We start from the raw sequence: 17,539 nt of genomic DNA on the forward strand, positions 1-17,539 counted from the left end.
CATGCTCGGCAACCCCAAGACCCTGCGCCGCGTCTCCCCGGACGCGGCCACTTTCTTCACACCACCGCGCCGGTGTTCGGATCATCCGGGTCACCCTCGCGCTTGATCGGTGCCTTGATCAGGTCCTCGCGCTTGACGCCCAGCCACATCGCAAGCGCCGCAGCCACGAAGGCCGACGAGTAGATGCCGAACAGGATGCCGATGGTGAGCGCCAACGCAAAATAGTGCAGCGTCGGGCCGCCGAAGAAGAACATCGACAGGACCACCAGCTGCGTGGAGCCGTGCGTGATGATGGTGCGGCTGATGGTGGACGTGATCGCGTTGTCGATCACCTCGCGCGTGCTCAGCTTGCGGTAGCGCCGGAAGTTCTCGCGCACCCGGTCGAAGATGACGACGGATTCGTTGACCGAATAGCCCAGCACCGCCAGCACCGCCGCCAGCACCGCCAGCGAGAACTCCCACTGGAAGAAGGCGAAGAAGCCCAGGATGATCACCACGTCGTGCAGGTTGGCCAGCACGGTGGCGAGCGCGAACTTCCATTCGAAGCGGAAGGCCAGGTAGATCATGATGCCGGCCACCACCATGCCGAGCGCCTTGAGCCCGTTGGTGGTGAGCTCTTCGCCGACCTGCGGGCCGACGAACTCGTTGCCGCGCAGCGTCGCCGACGGATCGACCGCCTTCAGCGCGTCGATCACCTGGGCGCTCTGCTGCGCCGAGGTCTGGCCCTTCTGGACCGGCAGGCGGATCTGCACGTCGCGCGAGGTGCCGAAGTTCTGCACCTGCACGTCCGCGTAGCCGAGCTTCGAGATGGTCTCGCGCACCTTGCCGGTGTCGGCCGACTGCTGGTAGGCGACCTCCATCACCGTGCCGCCGGTGAACTCGACCGACAGGTGCAGCCCGCGGTGGAGCAGGAAGAACACCGCCAGCGCGAAGGTGACGAAGGACACCACGTTCAGCACCAGCGCGTGGCGCATGAACGGAATGGTCCGGTGGATGCGGAAGAACTCCATCTTGCTGTTCCCTTATTTCGCTTCGGCCACGGCCTTGGTGTCCGGCCGCCAGACGGTGCCGATCGACACCGTCTTGAGCTTCTTCTTGCTGCCGTACCAGAAATTGACCAGGCCGCGCGAGAAGAACACGGCGGAGAACATCGACGTGACGATGCCGATGCAGTGCACCACCGCGAAGCCGCGCACCGGGCCGGAGCCGAATGCCAGCAGCGCGATGCCCGCGATCAGCGTGGTCACGTTGGAGTCGAGGATGGTGCCCCACGCGCGGTCGTAGCCCGCATGGATGGCCGCCTGCGGCGAGGCGCCGTTGCGCAGCTCCTCGCGCACGCGCTCGTTGATCAGCACGTTGGAGTCGATGGCCACGCCGATCGCCAGCGCCATGGCCGCGATGCCGGGCAGCGTGAGCGTGGCCTGCAGCATCGACAGCACCGCCACCAGCAGCAGCAGATTGACCGCCAGTGCGATCGACGAGAAGACGCCGAACAGCGCGTAGTAGAGGCACATGAACACCATGATCCCGGCGAAGCCGTACATCACGCTGTCGAAGCCCTTCTTGATGTTGTCGGCACCCAGGCTGGGGCCGATCGTGCGCTCCTGGATGATTTCCATCGGCGCCGCCAGCGAGCCGGCGCGCAGCAGCAGCGCGAGGTCGTTGGCCTCGACCACGGTCATCGCACCCGAGATCTGGAAGCGGTTGCCCAGCTCGCCGTTGATCGACGGCGCGGTCAGCACTTCGCCCTTGCCCTTCTCGAAGATCAGGATCGCCATGCGCTTGTGGTAGTTCTCTCGGCTCACGTCGCGCATGATGCGGCCGCCCTTGGCGTCCATCGTGAGATCGACCTTGGGCTGCTGCGTCTGCGAATCGAAGCCGGGCTGCGCGTCGGTGAGGTTCTCGCCGGTCACCAGCACCTGCTTCTTGACGATCACGGGACGGCCATTGCGCTCGAGGAATTTCTCCGAGCCGAAAGGCACCGGCCCGGTGCCCAGCTCGGCCGCGCGGCCCTCGGTGCTTTCGTCGACCATGCGCATCTCGAGCGTGGCCGTGCGCCCGAGGATGTCCTTGGCCTTGGCGGTGTCCTGCACGCCGGGCAGCTGCACCACGATGCGGTCCAGCCCCTGCTGCTGGATCACCGGCTCGGCCACGCCGAGCTCGTTGATGCGGTTGTGCAGCGTCGTGATGTTCTGCTTCAGCGCCGCATCCTGCAGGCGGCGCGCCGCCTCGGGCTTGATCGAGGCCACGAGCTTCCAGTCGGTGCCGTCCTGGCTCTCGACCGTCGTGAGGTCGGGCAGCTGATCCTGGATCAGGCCCTTCGCCGCGTCGCGGCCGGCGGCGTCGCGGAAGCTCAGTTCGATGACCTGGCCGTTGCGGTTGACCGCGCTGCCGCGCACGCCCTTGTCGCGCAGGCCGGTACGGATATCACTCGCGAAGGATTCGGCCTTCTTGTCGATGGCGCCCTTCATGTCGACCTGCAGCAGGAAGTCCACGCCGCCGCGCAGATCGAGGCCGAGGTACATCGGGTAGGCATGCAGCGCCGTGAGCCAGGTCGGCGAGCGCGACACCAGGTTGAGCGCCACCACGTAGCCCGGGTCGCTCGCATCCGGCACCAGCGCGTGCTGCAGCACGTCGCGCGCCTTCAGCTGGTCGTCGGTGTTCGTGAAGCGCGCGCGCAGCGTGGTTGCATCGCGCGTCAGCAGGTCGGGCGCCAGGTCGGCCGCCTTCAATGCTTCCCGGACGCGATCCTCCATCGCGGCATCGACCTTGACGGTCGACTTGGCCGCCAGCACCTGCACCGCGGGCGCTTCGCCGAAGAAATTGGGCAGGGCATAGATCAACCCCACGAGCAGCACGATCACGATGACCGTGTACTTCCACACCGGATAACGGTTCACTTGGCTCCCCCCAGAAATGGGGCTCCCCCCCAGGCTTCGCGCACTTCGTGTCGCTTCGCGAACCCCCTGCTGGGGACGCTGCCGGTGGCCCGGCAGAGCCGGTTCCACGGCAGCCCGCGAACGCGGCGCGCTGCGCGCGGCCGCTCGGATAAAAGATCACTGGTCATTGGATTTGGCCGGCGAAGCCCGGCCCGTTGGTGAAACACCGCGGAACCGGCTTCGCCGGGCCGCTGGTGTTGCCCCCGGCAGGGGATGGGCGAAGCGACACGAAGTGCGCGAAGCCTGGGGGCGAGCATTACTTTATTGCGCCTTTGGGGAGGACTTGGACTACGGCGCTGCGCTGGACCTGCACTTCGACGCCCTTGGCGATCTCGATGGTGAGGTACTGCTCGCCCATCTGGGTGATCTTGCCGAGCAGCCCGCCGGAGGTCGCGACTTCGTCGCCCTTGGCCAGCGCCTCGATCATCGCGCGGGCTTCCTTCTGGCGCTTCATCTGCGGGCGGATCATCACGAAGTAGAGCACCACGAACATCAGCACCAGCGGCAGCATGCTGCCGAGGGAGGACAACATGTCACCGCCCCCTGCAGCAGCGGGCGCGGTCTGGGCGAAAGCAGTAGAAATGAACAAGGGTGTCTCCAGCAAAGGGAAGAAATAAGAGCGCGGCGCCCCACAAGGGTTCCGCGGTTCGCGAACGCCTGACGCGGCCACGCAGCGCGGGCCGGGCCGCGCACAGCACTCAGCATTGTATTGGGGAGCAGGCTCCCCTCAGGCTTACCCACTTCGTGTGGCCGACAACCCCCTGCCGGGGGCAACACCGGCGGCCCGGCGAAGCCGGTTCCGCGGTGTTCCACGAACAGGCCCCTCTTTGCTGGCCGACGGAGGACCTAGGAGTCTGGGCGGCAGAAGCCTTTGAGAAGGCTTGCCGGTGAGGCCCGTTCAGTTTGGCGGAGGCCATGTGCGGCGTGTGTGACGGCCCGCGCAGGCTGAACTGCCTGAACCCCAGGAGGTTCTTGATCCAGCCATTCCTGCAACGTCTCGGCAGGCAGCATCATCTGTTGCGGCTCGCAGGGCAGGTAGCTTGCGGCCATGGCCTCGAGCGCGGCACCACTCCGCGATAGCACTGGCTTGGGTTCAACGGCCCGTCCACACGGGCGTCCTCTTTTGATTGAAGGAGGCCAAGCCTTCCTTTGCGTCTTCGGTCATCGCAAGCAATGCGATCTGACCCTCAGCGTAGGCAATGCCTTCCTCGAAAGACATTGACGACAAAGTGCGCATCGCATACTTGCCTCGGCGCAAGGCGGTCGGGGACTTGTCGACGAGCCGATCGACGAGCCCCTGCGTCTTGACGTCGAGTTCGCTGGCTGCCACCACGTGATTGAGCAGGCCGGCGTGAAGCGCCTCGTTCGCCCCGAAGGGTTCGCCGGTGAGGCACCACTCTCGCACGATGCGACGCGGCACGATCGACTGCAGCAGGCTCAAGACCTGCATCGGAAAGAGGCCGATCTTCACCTCTGGCAGGCCGAAGTTCGCGTGGTCGGCCGCGATCGCCATGTCGGTCATGCAGGCCAGGCCGATGCCGCCCGCCATGCACGCGCCGTTGATGCGCGCGATGCTCGGCAGGGTCGAGGCCTGCACCTCGCGCAGCATGTCGGCGTAGTCGATGTTGGGCTGCGAGAGGTCGAAGGCGAAGCCCGCGCCGGGCTGCAGGTCGCCGCCGGCGCAGAACGACTTCTCCCCCGCCGCAGTCAGCACCACCACGCGCATGTCGCGGTCCGCATGCGCCTCGCGCCAGCCCGCGCGGATGCCGGCGATCACCTCCTTGTTGAGCGCGTTACGCTTGTCGGGCCGGTTGATCGTGATCCACAGCGCGTGACCGCGCTTCTCAGTCAGCACAGCGCTCACAAGGCAGCCTCCTGCTTGACGGCGGATTCGATCTCCGCCACCACGCGGCTGGCGGCCACTTGGTCGCCGGTTTTGACGTGCAGCGCGGCGATCCGGCCCGCGAGCGGCGCGGCGTGGATGTGCTCCATCTTCATCGCCTCCAGCGTAACGACCGGCTGCCCGACCTCGACTGTGTCGCCGACGGCCGCCAGAACGGCGACGACGCGGCCGTTCATCGAGGCGCGCAGCTTGCCGTCGCCGCCCGCGTCGCTCTGCCGAGCCGATGCCGTGCGGGTCTTGTCCTCAATGCGCATCGGCACGCCGCGATAGTGCAGCAGCAGCAGGTTGCCGTCGCGATGCAAGGCTGCGCGCTCGAACAGCCCGTCGCAGATGAAATACGCGGTGTGGCCGACGATACCGTCGAGTTCGATCACGACGTTCGAGCCCTGGAGGTCGACCTCGAAATGATTCTGCCCGGTCAGTACGATGCCGGCGATCCGCGGCTGCCCGTCCTGCTCGAAGCGCAGCGAGACCGGCAGGCTGTGCGTCATGCGCCGGCCCAGAGGCCGCGGCCGGTCGCCCAGCGTCTCGTAGAGCAACACCGCGGCGATCGCAGCGGCGCGCCGCTGCAGCACGGCATCGGGTGCCAGCAACGCGTCCTGATGCTGGCCGACGAAGGCCGTGGTGGCGCCACCCGCCGCAAACACCTCGTGTCCGAGACAGCGCTGCAGGAATGCCTGGTTGGTGGTCACGCCCAGCGCCACCGCGTCCTCGAGGCCCGCCAGCAGCTTGCGGCGCGCAACATCGCGGTCTTCGCCATGGCTGATCATCTTGGCGATCATGGAGTCATAGAAAGGCGGGATCCGGGCGCCCGCGCGCATGGCGTGCTCGACGCGCAGCTGCGGTGGCATGTGCCAGAGCGCTATCGTGCCGCTCTGCGGGATGAAGCCCCTGGCCGCGTCTTCGGCGCACAGGCGGACCTCGATCGCGTGACCGCTGAACTTCACGTCCTCCTGCCTCATCGGGAGGGGTTCACCGCTGGCGACACGCAGCTGCAGTGCGACGAGGTCGAGGCCGGTGATCGCTTCGGTCACCGGATGTTCGACCTGGAGCCGGGTGTTCATTTCCATGAAATAGAAGCTGCCTTCGCGATCGAGAAGGAATTCGAGCGTGCCGGCGCCTTCGTAGCGGATCGCCTTGACTGCGCGGACCGCCACCTCGCCCATGCGCGCCCGCAGTGCCTCGTCGACCGCCGGCGAGGGCGCTTCCTCGATCACTTTCTGATGCCGGCGCTGGACGGAGCAGTCGCGCTCGCCGAGATGAATCGCATGACCGTGGCGATCGGCGAAGACCTGGATTTCGATGTGCCGCGGCTCGACGATGGCGCGTTCGAGGATCACCTCTGGATTGCCGAAGGCACTTTGCGCCTCCGAACGCGCACTGCGCAGCAACTCGCCGAACGCCTTGGCCGAGGACACGAGGCGCATCCCGCGACCGCCCCCGCCGGCCGTCGCCTTGATCATCAGCGGGAAGCCGATATGCGCCGCTTCCTTCGCGAGCCGATCCTCGCTCTGGTCTTCGCCCTGGTAGCCGGGGATGCACGGCACGCCGGCGGCCGTCATCAGCGCCTTTGCACCGGCCTTGTTCCCCATGGAGACGATCGCTTCCGGCGAGGGGCCGATGAAGACCAGTCCCGCATCCTTGCAGGCTTGCGCGAAGTCCTCGTTCTCCGCCAGGAAACCGTAGCCCGGATGCACCGCGTCGGCGCCGCTCAGCTTCGCCGCCTCGACGATCGCCGGAATGCGCAGGTACGACTGCGCTGGCAGTGGCTCGCCGATGCACACAGCCTGGTCGGCCTCGCGCACGTGCCGCGCGTCGGCATCGGCCGTCGAGTAGACCGCGACGGTACGGAAACCTAGCGCGCGCGCCGTGCGGATGATGCGCAGCGCGATCTCGCCGCGATTGGCGACGAGGATCTTGCGGAACGGGGTGGCGAATGACGATGTCATGGATGAGTCCTGGTGGATGCGCTGCGAACGGCGGAGCTTTCAGGTCGATCAGGGCCGTGCGACCGAAAACTGCATCTTCCGGGGCTCCCGCGCCTCGGCGTCGCGACAGATCGACAGCACCTTGACCAGGACTTCGCGCGTGTCGCGCGGGTCGATGACCGCATCGTCGAGCATGCGGGCGCTCGTGGTGAAGACGCTCATCTGGCTGTCGAAGTGATCGATGATGCGTTTCTGCATGGCATCGAGCCTGGCTTGGTCGACTTCCCCCTTTCGCTTCATTGCCGCCTCCGTCACGATGGCCATGGTCCGCGCCGCCTGCTCGCCGCCCATCACCGCCGTCTTGGCGTTGGGCCAGGAAAGGCAGAAGCGCGGATGAAAACCGCGGCCGCACATGCCGTAGTTTCCCGCCCCGAAGGACGCACCGCAGTAGATCGTGATCTGCGGCACCGTCGCATTGGTCACCGCCTGAATCATCTTGGAACCGTGCTTGACGATGCCCGCTTCCTCATAGGCCTTCCCGACCATGAATCCGGTCGTGTTGCTGAGGTAGAGCAGCGGCGTGTTCGACTGGCAGCAGGCCTGGATGAAGTGCGTGGCCTTGCTGGCGCCGGCCGGATCGATCGGGCCGTTGTTGGTGATCACGCCGACCGGCATGCCTTCGATCCTGATGTGTCCGACCACTGTCGCGCTGCCGTAGTTCTCGCCGAACTCGAGGAAATCGGAGTCGTCGGCGATGCGGGCGATGACCTGCTTCATGTCGACCGGGCGCTTGTGGTCCATCGGCATGATGCCCAGCAACTCCTCGGCGTCGTGGCGCGGCGGCTTGAAGCCACGCGCCGGCGCTTTGGGTTCGCGGTCCCATTCGATGCTGGCGAGGATCTCCCGGGCGATGCGGATGGCATCGCGGTCGTCCTCGGCCAGATAGTCGCCGAGGCCCGAGATCGAGGTGTGCATCAACGCGCCGCCCAGTTCCTCCTCGGTCGCGATCTCACCCGTGGCGGCCTGGAGCAGTGGCGGGCCCGCGAGAAACGCTCGCGAGCGTCCGCGCACCATCACGATGTAGTCCGAAAGCCCGGTCTGGTAGGCACCGCCGGCCGTCGACGATCCGTGCGTCACGGTCACGACCGGCAGGCCGGCCGCCGAGATGCGCGCGATGTTGCGGAACAGGTTGCCGCCGGTCACGAACTCCTCGACCTTGTAGGTCATCAGGTTGGCGCCCGCGCTCTCGACCAATTGCACGTAGGGCAGCTTGTTCTCCAGTGCCAGCTCCTGCATGCGCAACTGCTTCGGAATGCCCATCGGCTGCAGGGCACCGGCATCGATGCCGGAATCGGATGCATTGATCATGACGCGCACGCCCGACACCCAGCCGATGCCGCCGATGACGCCGCCGCCGGGCACGCTTTTTTCAAGATCGGGATCGTCCAGCCCAAGGCCGGCCAGCGAGCCGATTTCGAGGAAGGACGTGCCGGGGTCGAGCAGCAGCGACAGCCGCTCGCGCGGCAGCAGCTGGCCTCTTTTCTCGAAGCGCTCGCGCGACCGTGCAGAGGCCTCGATGCTGCGCTGCGCATAGGCACGCACGCGTTCGATCAGGGCCAGCATGCCGCTGCGGTTGGCGACGAAGGAATCGCTGTCGGGAGAAACTGTCGACTCGATGATGGCCATGCGCGGCAGCTTAGGCGGTGCGCGCCTTCAGGTCTTGTGCCGAGGCGCTGTGGACGCGCAGCTTGGGCAGCAGGGCATGCGGCGCATAGGACATCTTGGAGCGCCGGAAACCCACGATGCCCATGTCCTGCTCGAAGTTCAGCCATTCGACGGGCCGGCCCGATTGCGCGCCGAAGCTGCGCGCGAAGTGCTGGAACATCCAGGGATAGATGCCGTCGTGGCTGTGCAGGCCCTTGGCGAAGCGGATGGCCTGCACGCCGGGCTGAAGCGTCTGCGCCAGCAGGAAGCCGATCGGCCGCCCCTCGGCCAGGAAGACCTGCCCCTGCAGGTCGAAACGGCCGGCGTGCGCGATGGCCTCGAGGCAGGGCTGCTGGTCGGCCTCGCCAGCTGCCTTGGACTTCTGCGCCATCCAGCCTTGCAGCACTTCGCGCGCCGCATCGGCGGTTCGCTCGCTGAAAGCCATGCACGATGGGGAATGCGCCGAGAGAAACTGGCGCAGCAGATTGCGCTTCTTGGCCAGGGCTCGACCTTCGTAGCGAGCGAAGGCCGAGGCTGCGTAGAGATAGTCGGCATCGTCGCGGGATGCCGAGATCCTGAATGCATCGCCGGGCAGCGCAGCCGCACTCGATGGTGATACCGGGTACAGGCAGCCGTGTGCCTGGATCAGCGCGCGCAGCACCGCGATCGGCGCCCGCCCCGGATCGAAGAGCGGGAAGAAATGCGTCGCGCCGTCATAGGCAAGGCCCGAGACACCGGGCCATTCGCCATCGATGAAGCGGTAGCAATGCACGTCGCGAAACAGATAGAGATTCGAAAAGCTCCAGTCCGAGAGACAGTGCTCGCCCGTGCCCTCGCGCAACGCCGCGAGCGCCGCTTCGATGCGCGGCTGCAGCTCAAGCCGGATCGGCTGCCCGGTCAAGCCGCGAACGCCGGCTTGCGCGCGCCGGGCGGCGGCGCGTCGGCTGGCGGCCCCGCAAAACACTGCGCGATCGACAGCCATGCGTGCGCCGAACCTGCGCTGTATTCGAGCGCAGTGTCGGCCAGGTTGCGGCGCTGGGTGACGAGCAGGCAGAAATCCTCGGCCGGACCCCGGACGAATTCACCCGACGCCGGATCGCCCCAGGTCCATGCGCCGCCGCCCGGCGCGGCGAGCGAGACGAAGGGAATGGGCCCGGGCACCGGCAGGCCGCGATTGACGAAGCTCCAGCCGAAGGTGGTGAAGCCGATGTGCGCGATGTGCCGCAGCCGGTGCGTGGCCGGCCTGCGCCGGCCCACGACATCCCACACGTCCTGCCCGTGAGCCCAGGTCTCCATCAGCCTCGCGGTCGCGAAGGAGCGCGCGCTCATCGTCGGGCCGTACCACGGCAGCCGCGCCTTCGGGTCGAGCTCGGCGAGCAGGTCCACGAGCCTGCCGGACAGCGGCTCCCAATGCGCGAGCAGCGCGGCACCATCGAGATGTCCGTACTTCTCGCGTGCGATGGCGCTGATTTCCTTGCCGGTCGCAAGCGACGAATCGAGCGTGGCCGTGTCGCGCGCGAAGGCCTCGGGGTCGGTGGCGGAGAGCAGCGAAGTCTGGTCGAAGAAACACAGGTGCGCGATCTCGTCCCAGGGGGTCCAGCCGTAGAAATCGCTCTTCAGCCGCCACTGCGCCGGGCTCAGGCTGCGAACGAGATCGGCGAGTTCGCGGTATTCCGCGCGGAGATCGTCAGTGCCTTGCTTCATCGTGCTGGTTGTCTCGCTCGCCCATGGCAGCGCGTCGACGTGGCGCGCGAGTTCATTGTGCGCGAAGAAGCGGCGAAGCGCCCGGGCGTGCCGAGCCGCGGGCAGATCCGGCCGGCGAATGACGAGTCGGCGCAAGACCGGCGGGCACGACCCCGGTAGAGTGGGCTGGCCGGACAAGGAAAGGACGCGCACGTGAAGAAGAGCGAGACAGAACGGGTCATCCGCATCGGCGGCGCATCGGGCTTCTGGGGCGACAGCATGGTGGCGGCGCCGCAGCTCGTGCAGGGGGGCAGGATCGACTATCTCGTCTTCGACTACCTGGCCGAGACGACGATGTCGATCCTGGCTTCGGCGCGCCAGCGCAAACCCGAGATGGGGTACGCGACCGACTTCGTCGACATTGCGATGAAGTCCGTGCTGGCGGAGATCAAGCGCCAGGGCATCAAGGTCGTGAGCAATGCCGGCGGCATCAACCCGCGTGGCTGCGCCGCGGCCTTGCAGTCGCTCGCCGCCACGCAGGGCATCGCGCTCAGGATCGCCGTCGTGGAAGGCGATGACGTCGCCGGGCGAATGCCCCAACTGCGCGCCCGCGGCGCGCACGACATGTTCACCGGCGAGCCGCTGCCGGCGCAGGTGCTGAGCGCCAATGCCTACCTCGGCGCGACCCCCATCGCCGCAGCACTCGCGGCCGGCGCCGAGGTCGTCATCACCGGGCGCTGCGTCGACAGCGCCGTCACGCTCGGCCCGCTGATGCACGAGTTCGGCTGGCACGCCACCGACTTCGACCTGCTCGCCTCGGGCAGCCTCGCGGGCCACATCATCGAGTGCGGCTGCCAGGCCACGGGCGGGCTGCACACCGATTGGGAAGAGGTACCCGACTGGGCCCACATGGGCTACCCCGTCATCGAATGCCATGCCGACGGGAGCTTCGTCGTCACCAAACCCGAGGGCACGGGCGGCAAGGTGAGCGCCGCCAACGTCTCGGAACAGATGCTCTACGAGATCGGCGACCCGGGTGCCTACCTGCTGCCCGACGTGTGCTGCGATTTCAGGCATGTGACGATCGAGCAGATCGGCGAGAACCGCGTGCGGGTCGGTGCGGCCAAGGGACGGGCCTCGACGCCCTTCTACAAGGTGTCCGCGACGCAGCTCGACGGCTATCGCTGCGCCGGCAGCATGGTGCTGGTGGGAATCGATGCGGACAGAAAGGCGCGCCGCACGGCCGAAGCAATCATCGAGCGCACGAGCGACATCCTGCGGGCACAGGGCCTGCCGCCGTTCACGTCGACCTACATCGAAGTGATCGGTTCCGAGTCGCTGTACGGACCGCACTCGCGCACGCGCAACGTGCGCGAGGTCATGATGCGCGTGGTCGCCAACCATCCGGCCAGGGCGGCCCTCGAGATCTTCGCGCGCGAGATCTCGCCCTCGGGCACCTCGTGGGCGCCGGGCACGACCTCGCCGGGCGGCGGGCGTCCGCCGGTGTCGCCGCTGATCAAGCCCTTCTCCTTCCTGCTCGACAAGGCCGAGTTGCCCATTGCGTTCGATCTGGACGGAAAGCGGGATGCCGTTCCGGTGGTCGCAGGCGATGGCGACGGGCGCGCAACCGCCCCGCCCGCTGCGCCGGCCTGGATCGATCCGGACGAGCCTTTGCGCGAGTTGCGGCTGATCGACCTGGCTTATGCGCGAAGCGGCGACAAGGGCAATCTGTCGAACATCGGGATCGTCGCGCGCCGACCCGAGTGGCTGCCATTGCTCTGGTCGCGCCTCACGCCGGATCTCGTGCAAGGCTACTTCAGCCACCTGGTGCGCGGCAAGGTCGAGCGCTTCTACCTGCCCGGCACGCATTCGATGAACCTGCTGCTGCATGACGCGCTGGACGGCGGAGGCCCTTCGTCGATGCGGATGGATCCGCTGGGAAAGGGCATGGCGCAGATGCTGCTCGACATCCGTCTGCAGGTGCCGGATTCCATCGCAAAGCTCGCCGGCCGTTGACCGCGGATCCCGCGCGCGCGGCGCGCACGGACCTTCAGAACGGCTCGATGAAGCGCTTGCGCTCCGAGCGCGGCGCCGCGGGCGGCAAGGTATCGAGCGTACGCAGCAGCAGCTCGCGCGTGTCCGCGGGATCGATCACGTCGTCGTAGCCGAAGTGGCTCGCGGCCGCCACGGCGGTGTGCTCGTCCTTCAGCGCCTGCGTGAGCCGCGCATGCAGCGCGGCGCGCTCGGCGGGGTCCTCGATCGCATCGAGTTCCTTCCCGTGGATGATGTTGACCGCGCCTTCGAGGCCCATGCCGCCGTACTCCGCGGTCGGCCATGCGAGCAGGATCGCGGGATCGAGCGGCTGCGAACCCATGATGTAGTAGCCGAGCCCGTAGGCCTTGCGCAGCACCACCGTCATCAGCGGCACCGTGGCGTTGGCGATCGCGGCCAGCAGCCGCGCGCTGTGGCGGACGAGGCCGGTGCGTTCGGCATCCGGCCCCACCATGAGGCCGGGCGTGTCGCACAGCAGCAGCAACGGAATGTCGAAGGCGTCGCAGATCTGCACGAAGCGCGCCGCCTTCACCGAACCGTCGCTGTCGATCGCGCCGGCCAGTTGCGTCGGCTGGTTCGCGACCACGCCCACCGCACGGCCGTTCAGGCGGATGAAGGCGGTCACCACGCAGGCGCCGAAGAGCGGCTTGATCTCCAGCACGCTGTCGATGTCGGCCAGCGTGTCAACCACGCTTCGCACGTCGTAGGACCGCTTGGGGTTCTCGGGCACCAGCTCCCGCATCGGCAACTGATCGGCGGCGCCGCCGGGCGCCTGCGCGGGGCCGAAGTAGCCGAGATAGCGCCGCGCGACCTCGGCCGCCTGTGCCTCGTCGTCGACGACGAGATCGACCACGCCCGATGCCTGGTGCACCTCCATCGAACCGATTTCCTCCGGCGTGTAGCGGATGCCCAGTGCGGCTTCGACCAGCGGAGGGCCGGCCATGCCCAGCGCCGCGCCGCGCAGCCCGATCAGCAGATCGCACATGCCGGCCAGATTGGCCTGGCCCGCGAATGATCGGCCGGGCACCACGCCGACGGTCGGCACCCAGCCCGACAGCCTCGCGAAGACGACGAAGGTCGGTGTCTTGCCGCGCGCCGGGATCAGCATGTCGTGCGGTCGCGCGCCGCCGCCGTCGAGCCACATCAACACCGGCAGCCGGAACTTCAGCGCATGCTCGAACATGCGCGTCATCTTCTGGTGATTGATGGCGCTCTGCGTGCCGGCATGCACGGTGAAGTCGTAGAGCAGCAGGTCGACCGGCCGCCCGCCCATCTGCGCGGTGCCCATGACCAGCCCGTCGGCCGCGCCCTCCATCGCGGCGACGGCGGGCCGTGCGAGGCCGCCGTATTCGACGAAGGTGTCGGGATCGGCCAGCAGGTCGACCACCTCGCGCACGGTGCGGCGCCCGCGCTTGCGCTGGCGCGCGACCGCATCGGGCCGCGCCGCGTCGAGCCGCGCGGCCTGCGCGTCGATCACGGCCTGAAGGTCGGGCCGCGGGCGGGGCGTGCCGGCGCTTGATTTGTTCATCGGATGAATTCTCGCTGGCGCACGATCTAGGGTTGGACCCCATGCGGGTTGGTAAAGTGTCCGCCAAGATTGCCAGACAATCAAGTGATGCCATCGATAGCTTCCACGCCATGGTCCGACCCCCGCGTGCCGCCAGCCGACCGCTGCGTGCTGCGGCCGGTGCTCGAACGCTGGGCAGCGGATCGTCCCGACCAGGTGTTCGCACGGTTCGAGGACGGCGGCGAGTGGACCTATGCGCAGACGCTCAAGGTCGCGCGCGAGGCCGCGGCCGGCCTGGCCTCGATCGGCGTCGAGGGCGGCGACAACGTGATGTCGTGGCTGCCGAACGGGCGCGATGCGCTGCGCGTCTGGTTCGGCGCCAACCATCTGGGCGCGGTGTACGTGCCGATCAATACCTCTTACCGCGGCCGGCTGCTCGAGCACGTCATCGGCAATGCGCAGGCCCGGGTCATCGTGCTGCATGCGGAACTCGCGCCGCGCCTCGATGGCATCGATCTCGGCACCTTGACCGACGCCGTGGTGGTCGCAGGCAGCGGGGTCGACCTGGGCCCGCTGAAGGTACACGAGGCCGGCCTGCTCGCGCGCGACGGCAGCCAGCCGCCGCCGGCCGAGACGATCGAACCCTGGCACGACCAGTCGATCATCTACACCTCGGGCACCACCGGCCCGTCGAAAGGCGTGCGTTCCAGCTACCTGCACCTCTACTCGGCGTCTTGGGATCCGGTTCCGTATCTGGACGACACCGACCGCTACCTTATCGCCCTGCCGCTCTTCCATGTCGGCGGCACCGTGCCGGTGTATTCGATGCTGCTGCGTGGCGGATCGATCGCGGTGACCAGTGGCTTCAAGGTCGGCGGCTTCTGGGAGACGGTGGCCGCCACCGGCAGCACGTTCACCGTCTTGCTCGCCAGCATGGTCACGCTCCTGACCAAGGCGCCGCCGTCGCCGAAGGACCGTGAACACGGCATGCGCCATGCGCTGATGATCCCGCTGTCGGTGGACACGGAGCAGTTCAAGGCACGCTTCGGCTGCACGATCTACACCGCCTACAACATGACCGAGATCTCGTCGCCGCTCATGTCCGGTGCGCAGCCGAAGGTGCTCGGCAGTTGCGGCCGGCCGCGCGACGGCGTCGAGGTGCGCATCGTCGACGGCAACGACTGCGAAGTCGCGCGCGGCGAGGTCGGCGAGTTGATCGTCCGCACCGACCGGCCGTGGGCGCTCAACCATGGCTACTACCGCAACGCCGAAGCCACCGTCGAGGCCTGGCGCAACGGCTGGTTCCACACGGGGGACGCCTTTCGCATCGATGCCGAGGGCAACTACCACTTTGTCGACCGCATGAAGGACGCGATCCGCCGCCGCGGCGAGAACATCTCGTCCTTCGAAGTCGAGGCCGAGGTATCGACCTTTCCCGGCGTGCAGGAGGCCGCCGCGGTGGCGGTGCCCAGCGAGCATGGCGAAGACGAAGTGCTGGTGGCGGTGGTCGCGCAGTCGGGCGCTTCCATCGACTGGGCGCTGCTCGTGGCGCACCTCGTGCCGCGCATGCCGCACTACATGGTGCCGCGCTACTTCCGCGCGATCGAAGCCCTGCCGAAGACGCCGACGCAGAAGGTGCAGAAGCACGTGCTGCGCCGCGACGGCGTGACGGCCGATACCTGGGATCGCGAGGCCGCCGGCATCCGGCTGCGGGGGCAGAAGCTGTCGTGATCAGGCCGCGAGGCCGCAGCGCGGCCGGGCCGCATCGCCGCTGCCGTACAGCACGAGCCGGCGGCAACCGGCGAAGATCGACTTCGGCGTGAGGCCGAACACCTGCCGGACCGAATGGCTGAAGTGCGTCGAATCGGTGTAGCCCACGTCGAGCGCGACGTTCGCGAGGCTGTCGTTCTGCTTCACGCGATAGAGCACGCTGCGGGCGCGCTGCCAGGAACGGAAATTGCGGAAGGACGAGCCCACCTCGTCCTTGAAGAGATGCAGGAAGCGCGACACCGACAGGTGCGCGGCGAGCGCGCATTCCTCGGCCGAGGTGTGCCTGTTCGGGTCGCGCTTGATACCGTCGAGCGCGGCGCGGATGCGGCGATCGATCGCGCGCGGCGCCAACGCCGCGCCGAAGAACTCTCGGTCGAAATCGGCCGTGCTCCCGTAGACTCCGCCGCCGCCGAATTGGACGCGCTCCAGCGCGGCGCGCAGCCGGCTTTCATCCTCCTCGGAGCGCACCGCGCCGCTTGCGCCACGAAAGCATGGTGCCAGCGAATCGCGCTCGATCGTCTCCGCCTCGATGAGGATGCTGAGGATCATTCTTTCGCCGGAAACGATCCGATGCGGCACGCCCGGCGGCACGACCGACAGCGTCGTCTCCTGCCCGGCGGCCCCACGCCCGGGTTCGAGGGAAATGCAGTGCGGACGGGAGGCCGACAGCGACAGATAGATCGACCACGCACCCAGGTTGCGCACCGAAGGCTCGCCGAGCAGCCCGACATAGAACACACGATCGGCATCGAGCCACATCATGGATTGCCAGCGCCGAGCGACGGCCGCTGCAGGTGGAGTCTTGAACTGTTCCATGTTCCGTCCGGGTCTCTCTTCGGGATCGCCGCCTCAACGGTACTTTGCGAGTTCCATTTTGCCAATCTGCGCCTGGTGCACCTCGTCCGGACCATCGGCCAGCCGCAACAGCCGCGCGGTCGCGTAAGCGGATGCGATGCCGACGTCGTTGTTGGTGCCGCCGCCGCCGAAGGCCTGGATGGTCCAGTCGATCACCTGGCAGGCCATCTGCGGCGCGGCCACCTTGATCATCGCGATCTCGGCCTTGGCCACCTTGTTGCCGACCGTGTCCATGCGGTGTGCCGCGTTCAGCGTGAGCAGGCGCGCCTGCTCGATCAGGATGCGCGACTGCGCGATGCGCTCGACCGTCACGCCCTGCTGCGCGATCGGCTTGCCGAAGGCCACCCGCGACAGGCTGCGCCTGCACATCAGCTCCAGCATGCGTTCCGCCAGCCCGACCAGCCGCATGCAGTGATGGATGCGGCCCGGCCCGAGCCGTCCCTGCGCGATCTCGAAGCCCCTGCCCTCGCCCAGCAGCATGTTTGACGCGGCCACCCGCACGTCCTTGAAAGTGACCTCGGACGCACGGTCGGGCACGCCGTAGAAGCCGAACACCGCGATCGGCCGCACCACCGTCACGCCCGGCGTGTCGAGCGGCACGAGGATCATCGACTGCTGCTTGTGCCGGTCGGCGTTGCCGGGGTCGGACTTGCCCATGAAGATCGCGATCTTGCAGCGCGGATCGGTCGCGTTGGTGGTGTACCACTTGTGGCCGTTGATGACGTACTCATCGCCGTCGCGCACGATGCTCGACGCGATGTTGGTCGCATCGCTCGACGCGACTGCCGGCTCGGTCATGGCGAAGCACGACCGGATCTCGCCGGCCAGGAGCGGCTTGAGCCAGCGCTCCTGATGCTCGGGCGATCCGTAGCGCGCCAGCACCTCCATGTTGCCGGTGTCGGGCGCCGAGCAATTGAACACCTCGGGCGCCAGATGCGAGCGGCCCATGATCTCGCACAGCGGCGCGTACTCGAAGTTGCTCAGGCCCGCGCCGTGCTCCGACGCGGGTAGGAAGAGATTCCACAGCCCGGCCGCGCGCGCCTTGGGCTTGAGCTCATCGAGGACCGGCGCCACCTTCCACGGCCCGAGCTCCTCGGTCTCCTTGTAGTAGCGCTTCTCGTTGGGATAGATGTGCTCTTCCATGAAAGCCGCGAGCCGCTTCTGGAGATCCTGGACCTTGGGGGAGAAATCGAACACG

13 protein-coding genes are annotated in these 17,539 nt (G+C 67.5%); 2 read left to right on the top strand and 11 right to left on the bottom strand.

The features are described 5' to 3' along the window. Positions 1-56: 56 nt before the first annotated feature. From secF to E5P2_RS26595, 8 genes are all read right to left on the bottom strand, one after another. Positions 57-1,010, bottom strand: a complete 954-nt coding sequence (gene secF, locus E5P2_RS26560) for a protein translocase subunit SecF (protein ID WP_162570075.1) — start codon at positions 1,008-1,010, stop codon at positions 57-59. A 12-nt stretch (positions 1,011-1,022) separates the two neighbouring features. After that, entirely contained in the window at positions 1,023-2,900 is a 1,878-nt protein-coding gene (gene secD, locus E5P2_RS26565) for a protein translocase subunit SecD (protein ID WP_162570076.1), read from the bottom strand. Positions 2,901-3,195: 295 nt separating this feature from the next. Further along, positions 3,196-3,528: a preprotein translocase subunit YajC gene (yajC, locus tag E5P2_RS26570; RefSeq protein WP_162570077.1), complete on the bottom strand. Its 333-nt coding sequence runs from the start codon at positions 3,526-3,528 to the stop codon at positions 3,196-3,198. A 504-nt stretch (positions 3,529-4,032) separates the two neighbouring features. Then, positions 4,033-4,803 (bottom strand): enoyl-CoA hydratase/isomerase family protein, encoded by a 771-nt coding sequence (locus tag E5P2_RS26575; protein WP_162570078.1) that lies wholly within the window; start codon positions 4,801-4,803, stop codon positions 4,033-4,035. Continuing rightward, positions 4,800-6,791 carry an acetyl-CoA carboxylase biotin carboxylase subunit gene (locus tag E5P2_RS26580; RefSeq protein WP_162570079.1) on the bottom strand — a complete coding sequence of 664 codons (1,992 nt, stop codon included), beginning with the start codon at positions 6,789-6,791 and terminating at the stop codon, positions 4,800-4,802. Before E5P2_RS26580 ends, E5P2_RS26575 begins: the two co-directional genes overlap by 4 nt. Before the next feature lie 48 nt (positions 6,792-6,839). Then, positions 6,840-8,456 carry an acyl-CoA carboxylase subunit beta gene (locus E5P2_RS26585; protein ID WP_162570080.1) on the bottom strand — a complete coding sequence of 539 codons (1,617 nt, stop codon included), beginning with the start codon at positions 8,454-8,456 and terminating at the stop codon, positions 6,840-6,842. Between the two features lie 10 nt (positions 8,457-8,466). Beyond that, on the bottom strand, positions 8,467-9,375 hold the full coding sequence (locus E5P2_RS26590; RefSeq protein ID WP_162570081.1) for a phosphatidylglycerol lysyltransferase domain-containing protein: 909 nt from the start codon (positions 9,373-9,375) through the stop codon (positions 8,467-8,469). Next, positions 9,372-10,178 carry a TIGR03084 family metal-binding protein gene (locus E5P2_RS26595; RefSeq protein ID WP_162570082.1) on the bottom strand — a complete coding sequence of 269 codons (807 nt, stop codon included), beginning with the start codon at positions 10,176-10,178 and terminating at the stop codon, positions 9,372-9,374. Before E5P2_RS26595 ends, E5P2_RS26590 begins: the two co-directional genes overlap by 4 nt. 192 nt (positions 10,179-10,370) lie before the next feature. Between E5P2_RS26595 and E5P2_RS26600 the strand changes: the two genes are divergently transcribed. Next, entirely contained in the window at positions 10,371-12,173 is a 1,803-nt protein-coding gene (locus E5P2_RS26600) for an acyclic terpene utilization AtuA family protein (RefSeq protein ID WP_269475703.1), read from the top strand. A 34-nt stretch (positions 12,174-12,207) separates the two neighbouring features. On the opposite strand, the gene E5P2_RS26605 is transcribed toward E5P2_RS26600, so the two are convergent. Continuing rightward, on the bottom strand, positions 12,208-13,737 hold the full coding sequence (locus E5P2_RS26605) for an acyl-CoA carboxylase subunit beta (protein ID WP_162570083.1): 1,530 nt from the start codon (positions 13,735-13,737) through the stop codon (positions 12,208-12,210). 87 nt (positions 13,738-13,824) lie between these two features. Here E5P2_RS26605 and E5P2_RS26610 point away from each other — a divergent pair, with 87 nt between their 5' ends. After that, positions 13,825-15,447 carry an AMP-binding protein gene (locus tag E5P2_RS26610; protein WP_174262702.1) on the top strand — a complete coding sequence of 541 codons (1,623 nt, stop codon included), beginning with the start codon at positions 13,825-13,827 and terminating at the stop codon, positions 15,445-15,447. On the opposite strand, the gene E5P2_RS26615 is transcribed toward E5P2_RS26610, so the two are convergent. Further along, complete coding sequence (locus E5P2_RS26615) at positions 15,448-16,302, bottom strand: helix-turn-helix domain-containing protein (protein WP_162570084.1); 855 nt, start codon at positions 16,300-16,302, stop codon at positions 15,448-15,450. A 33-nt stretch (positions 16,303-16,335) separates the two neighbouring features. Next, a complete protein-coding gene (locus E5P2_RS26620) occupies positions 16,336-17,538 on the bottom strand; it encodes an acyl-CoA dehydrogenase family protein (RefSeq protein ID WP_162570085.1) in 1,203 nt (400 codons plus the stop codon). Between the last annotated feature and the right edge of the window lies 1 nt (position 17,539).

The sequence above is a fragment of the Variovorax sp. SRS16 genome (assembly GCF_901827165.1).
In the GTDB taxonomy this organism is placed as follows: domain Bacteria; phylum Pseudomonadota; class Gammaproteobacteria; order Burkholderiales; family Burkholderiaceae_C; genus Variovorax.

Coding starts and splice junctions, on each gene's coding strand:
- secF (WP_162570075.1), bottom strand. CDS start 1,010: ATGGAGTTCTTCCGCATCCACCGGACCATTCCGTTCATGCGCCACGCG.
- E5P2_RS26580 (WP_162570079.1), bottom strand. CDS start 6,791: ATGACATCGTCATTCGCCACCCCGTTCCGCAAGATCCTCGTCGCCAAT.
- E5P2_RS26585 (WP_162570080.1), bottom strand. CDS start 8,456: ATGGCCATCATCGAGTCGACAGTTTCTCCCGACAGCGATTCCTTCGTC.
- E5P2_RS26595 (WP_162570082.1), bottom strand. CDS start 10,178: ATGAAGCAAGGCACTGACGATCTCCGCGCGGAATACCGCGAACTCGCC.
- E5P2_RS26605 (WP_162570083.1), bottom strand. CDS start 13,737: ATGAACAAATCAAGCGCCGGCACGCCCCGCCCGCGGCCCGACCTTCAG.
- E5P2_RS26610 (WP_174262702.1), top strand. CDS start 13,825: ATGCCATCGATAGCTTCCACGCCATGGTCCGACCCCCGCGTGCCGCCA.
- E5P2_RS26615 (WP_162570084.1), bottom strand. CDS start 16,302: ATGGAACAGTTCAAGACTCCACCTGCAGCGGCCGTCGCTCGGCGCTGG.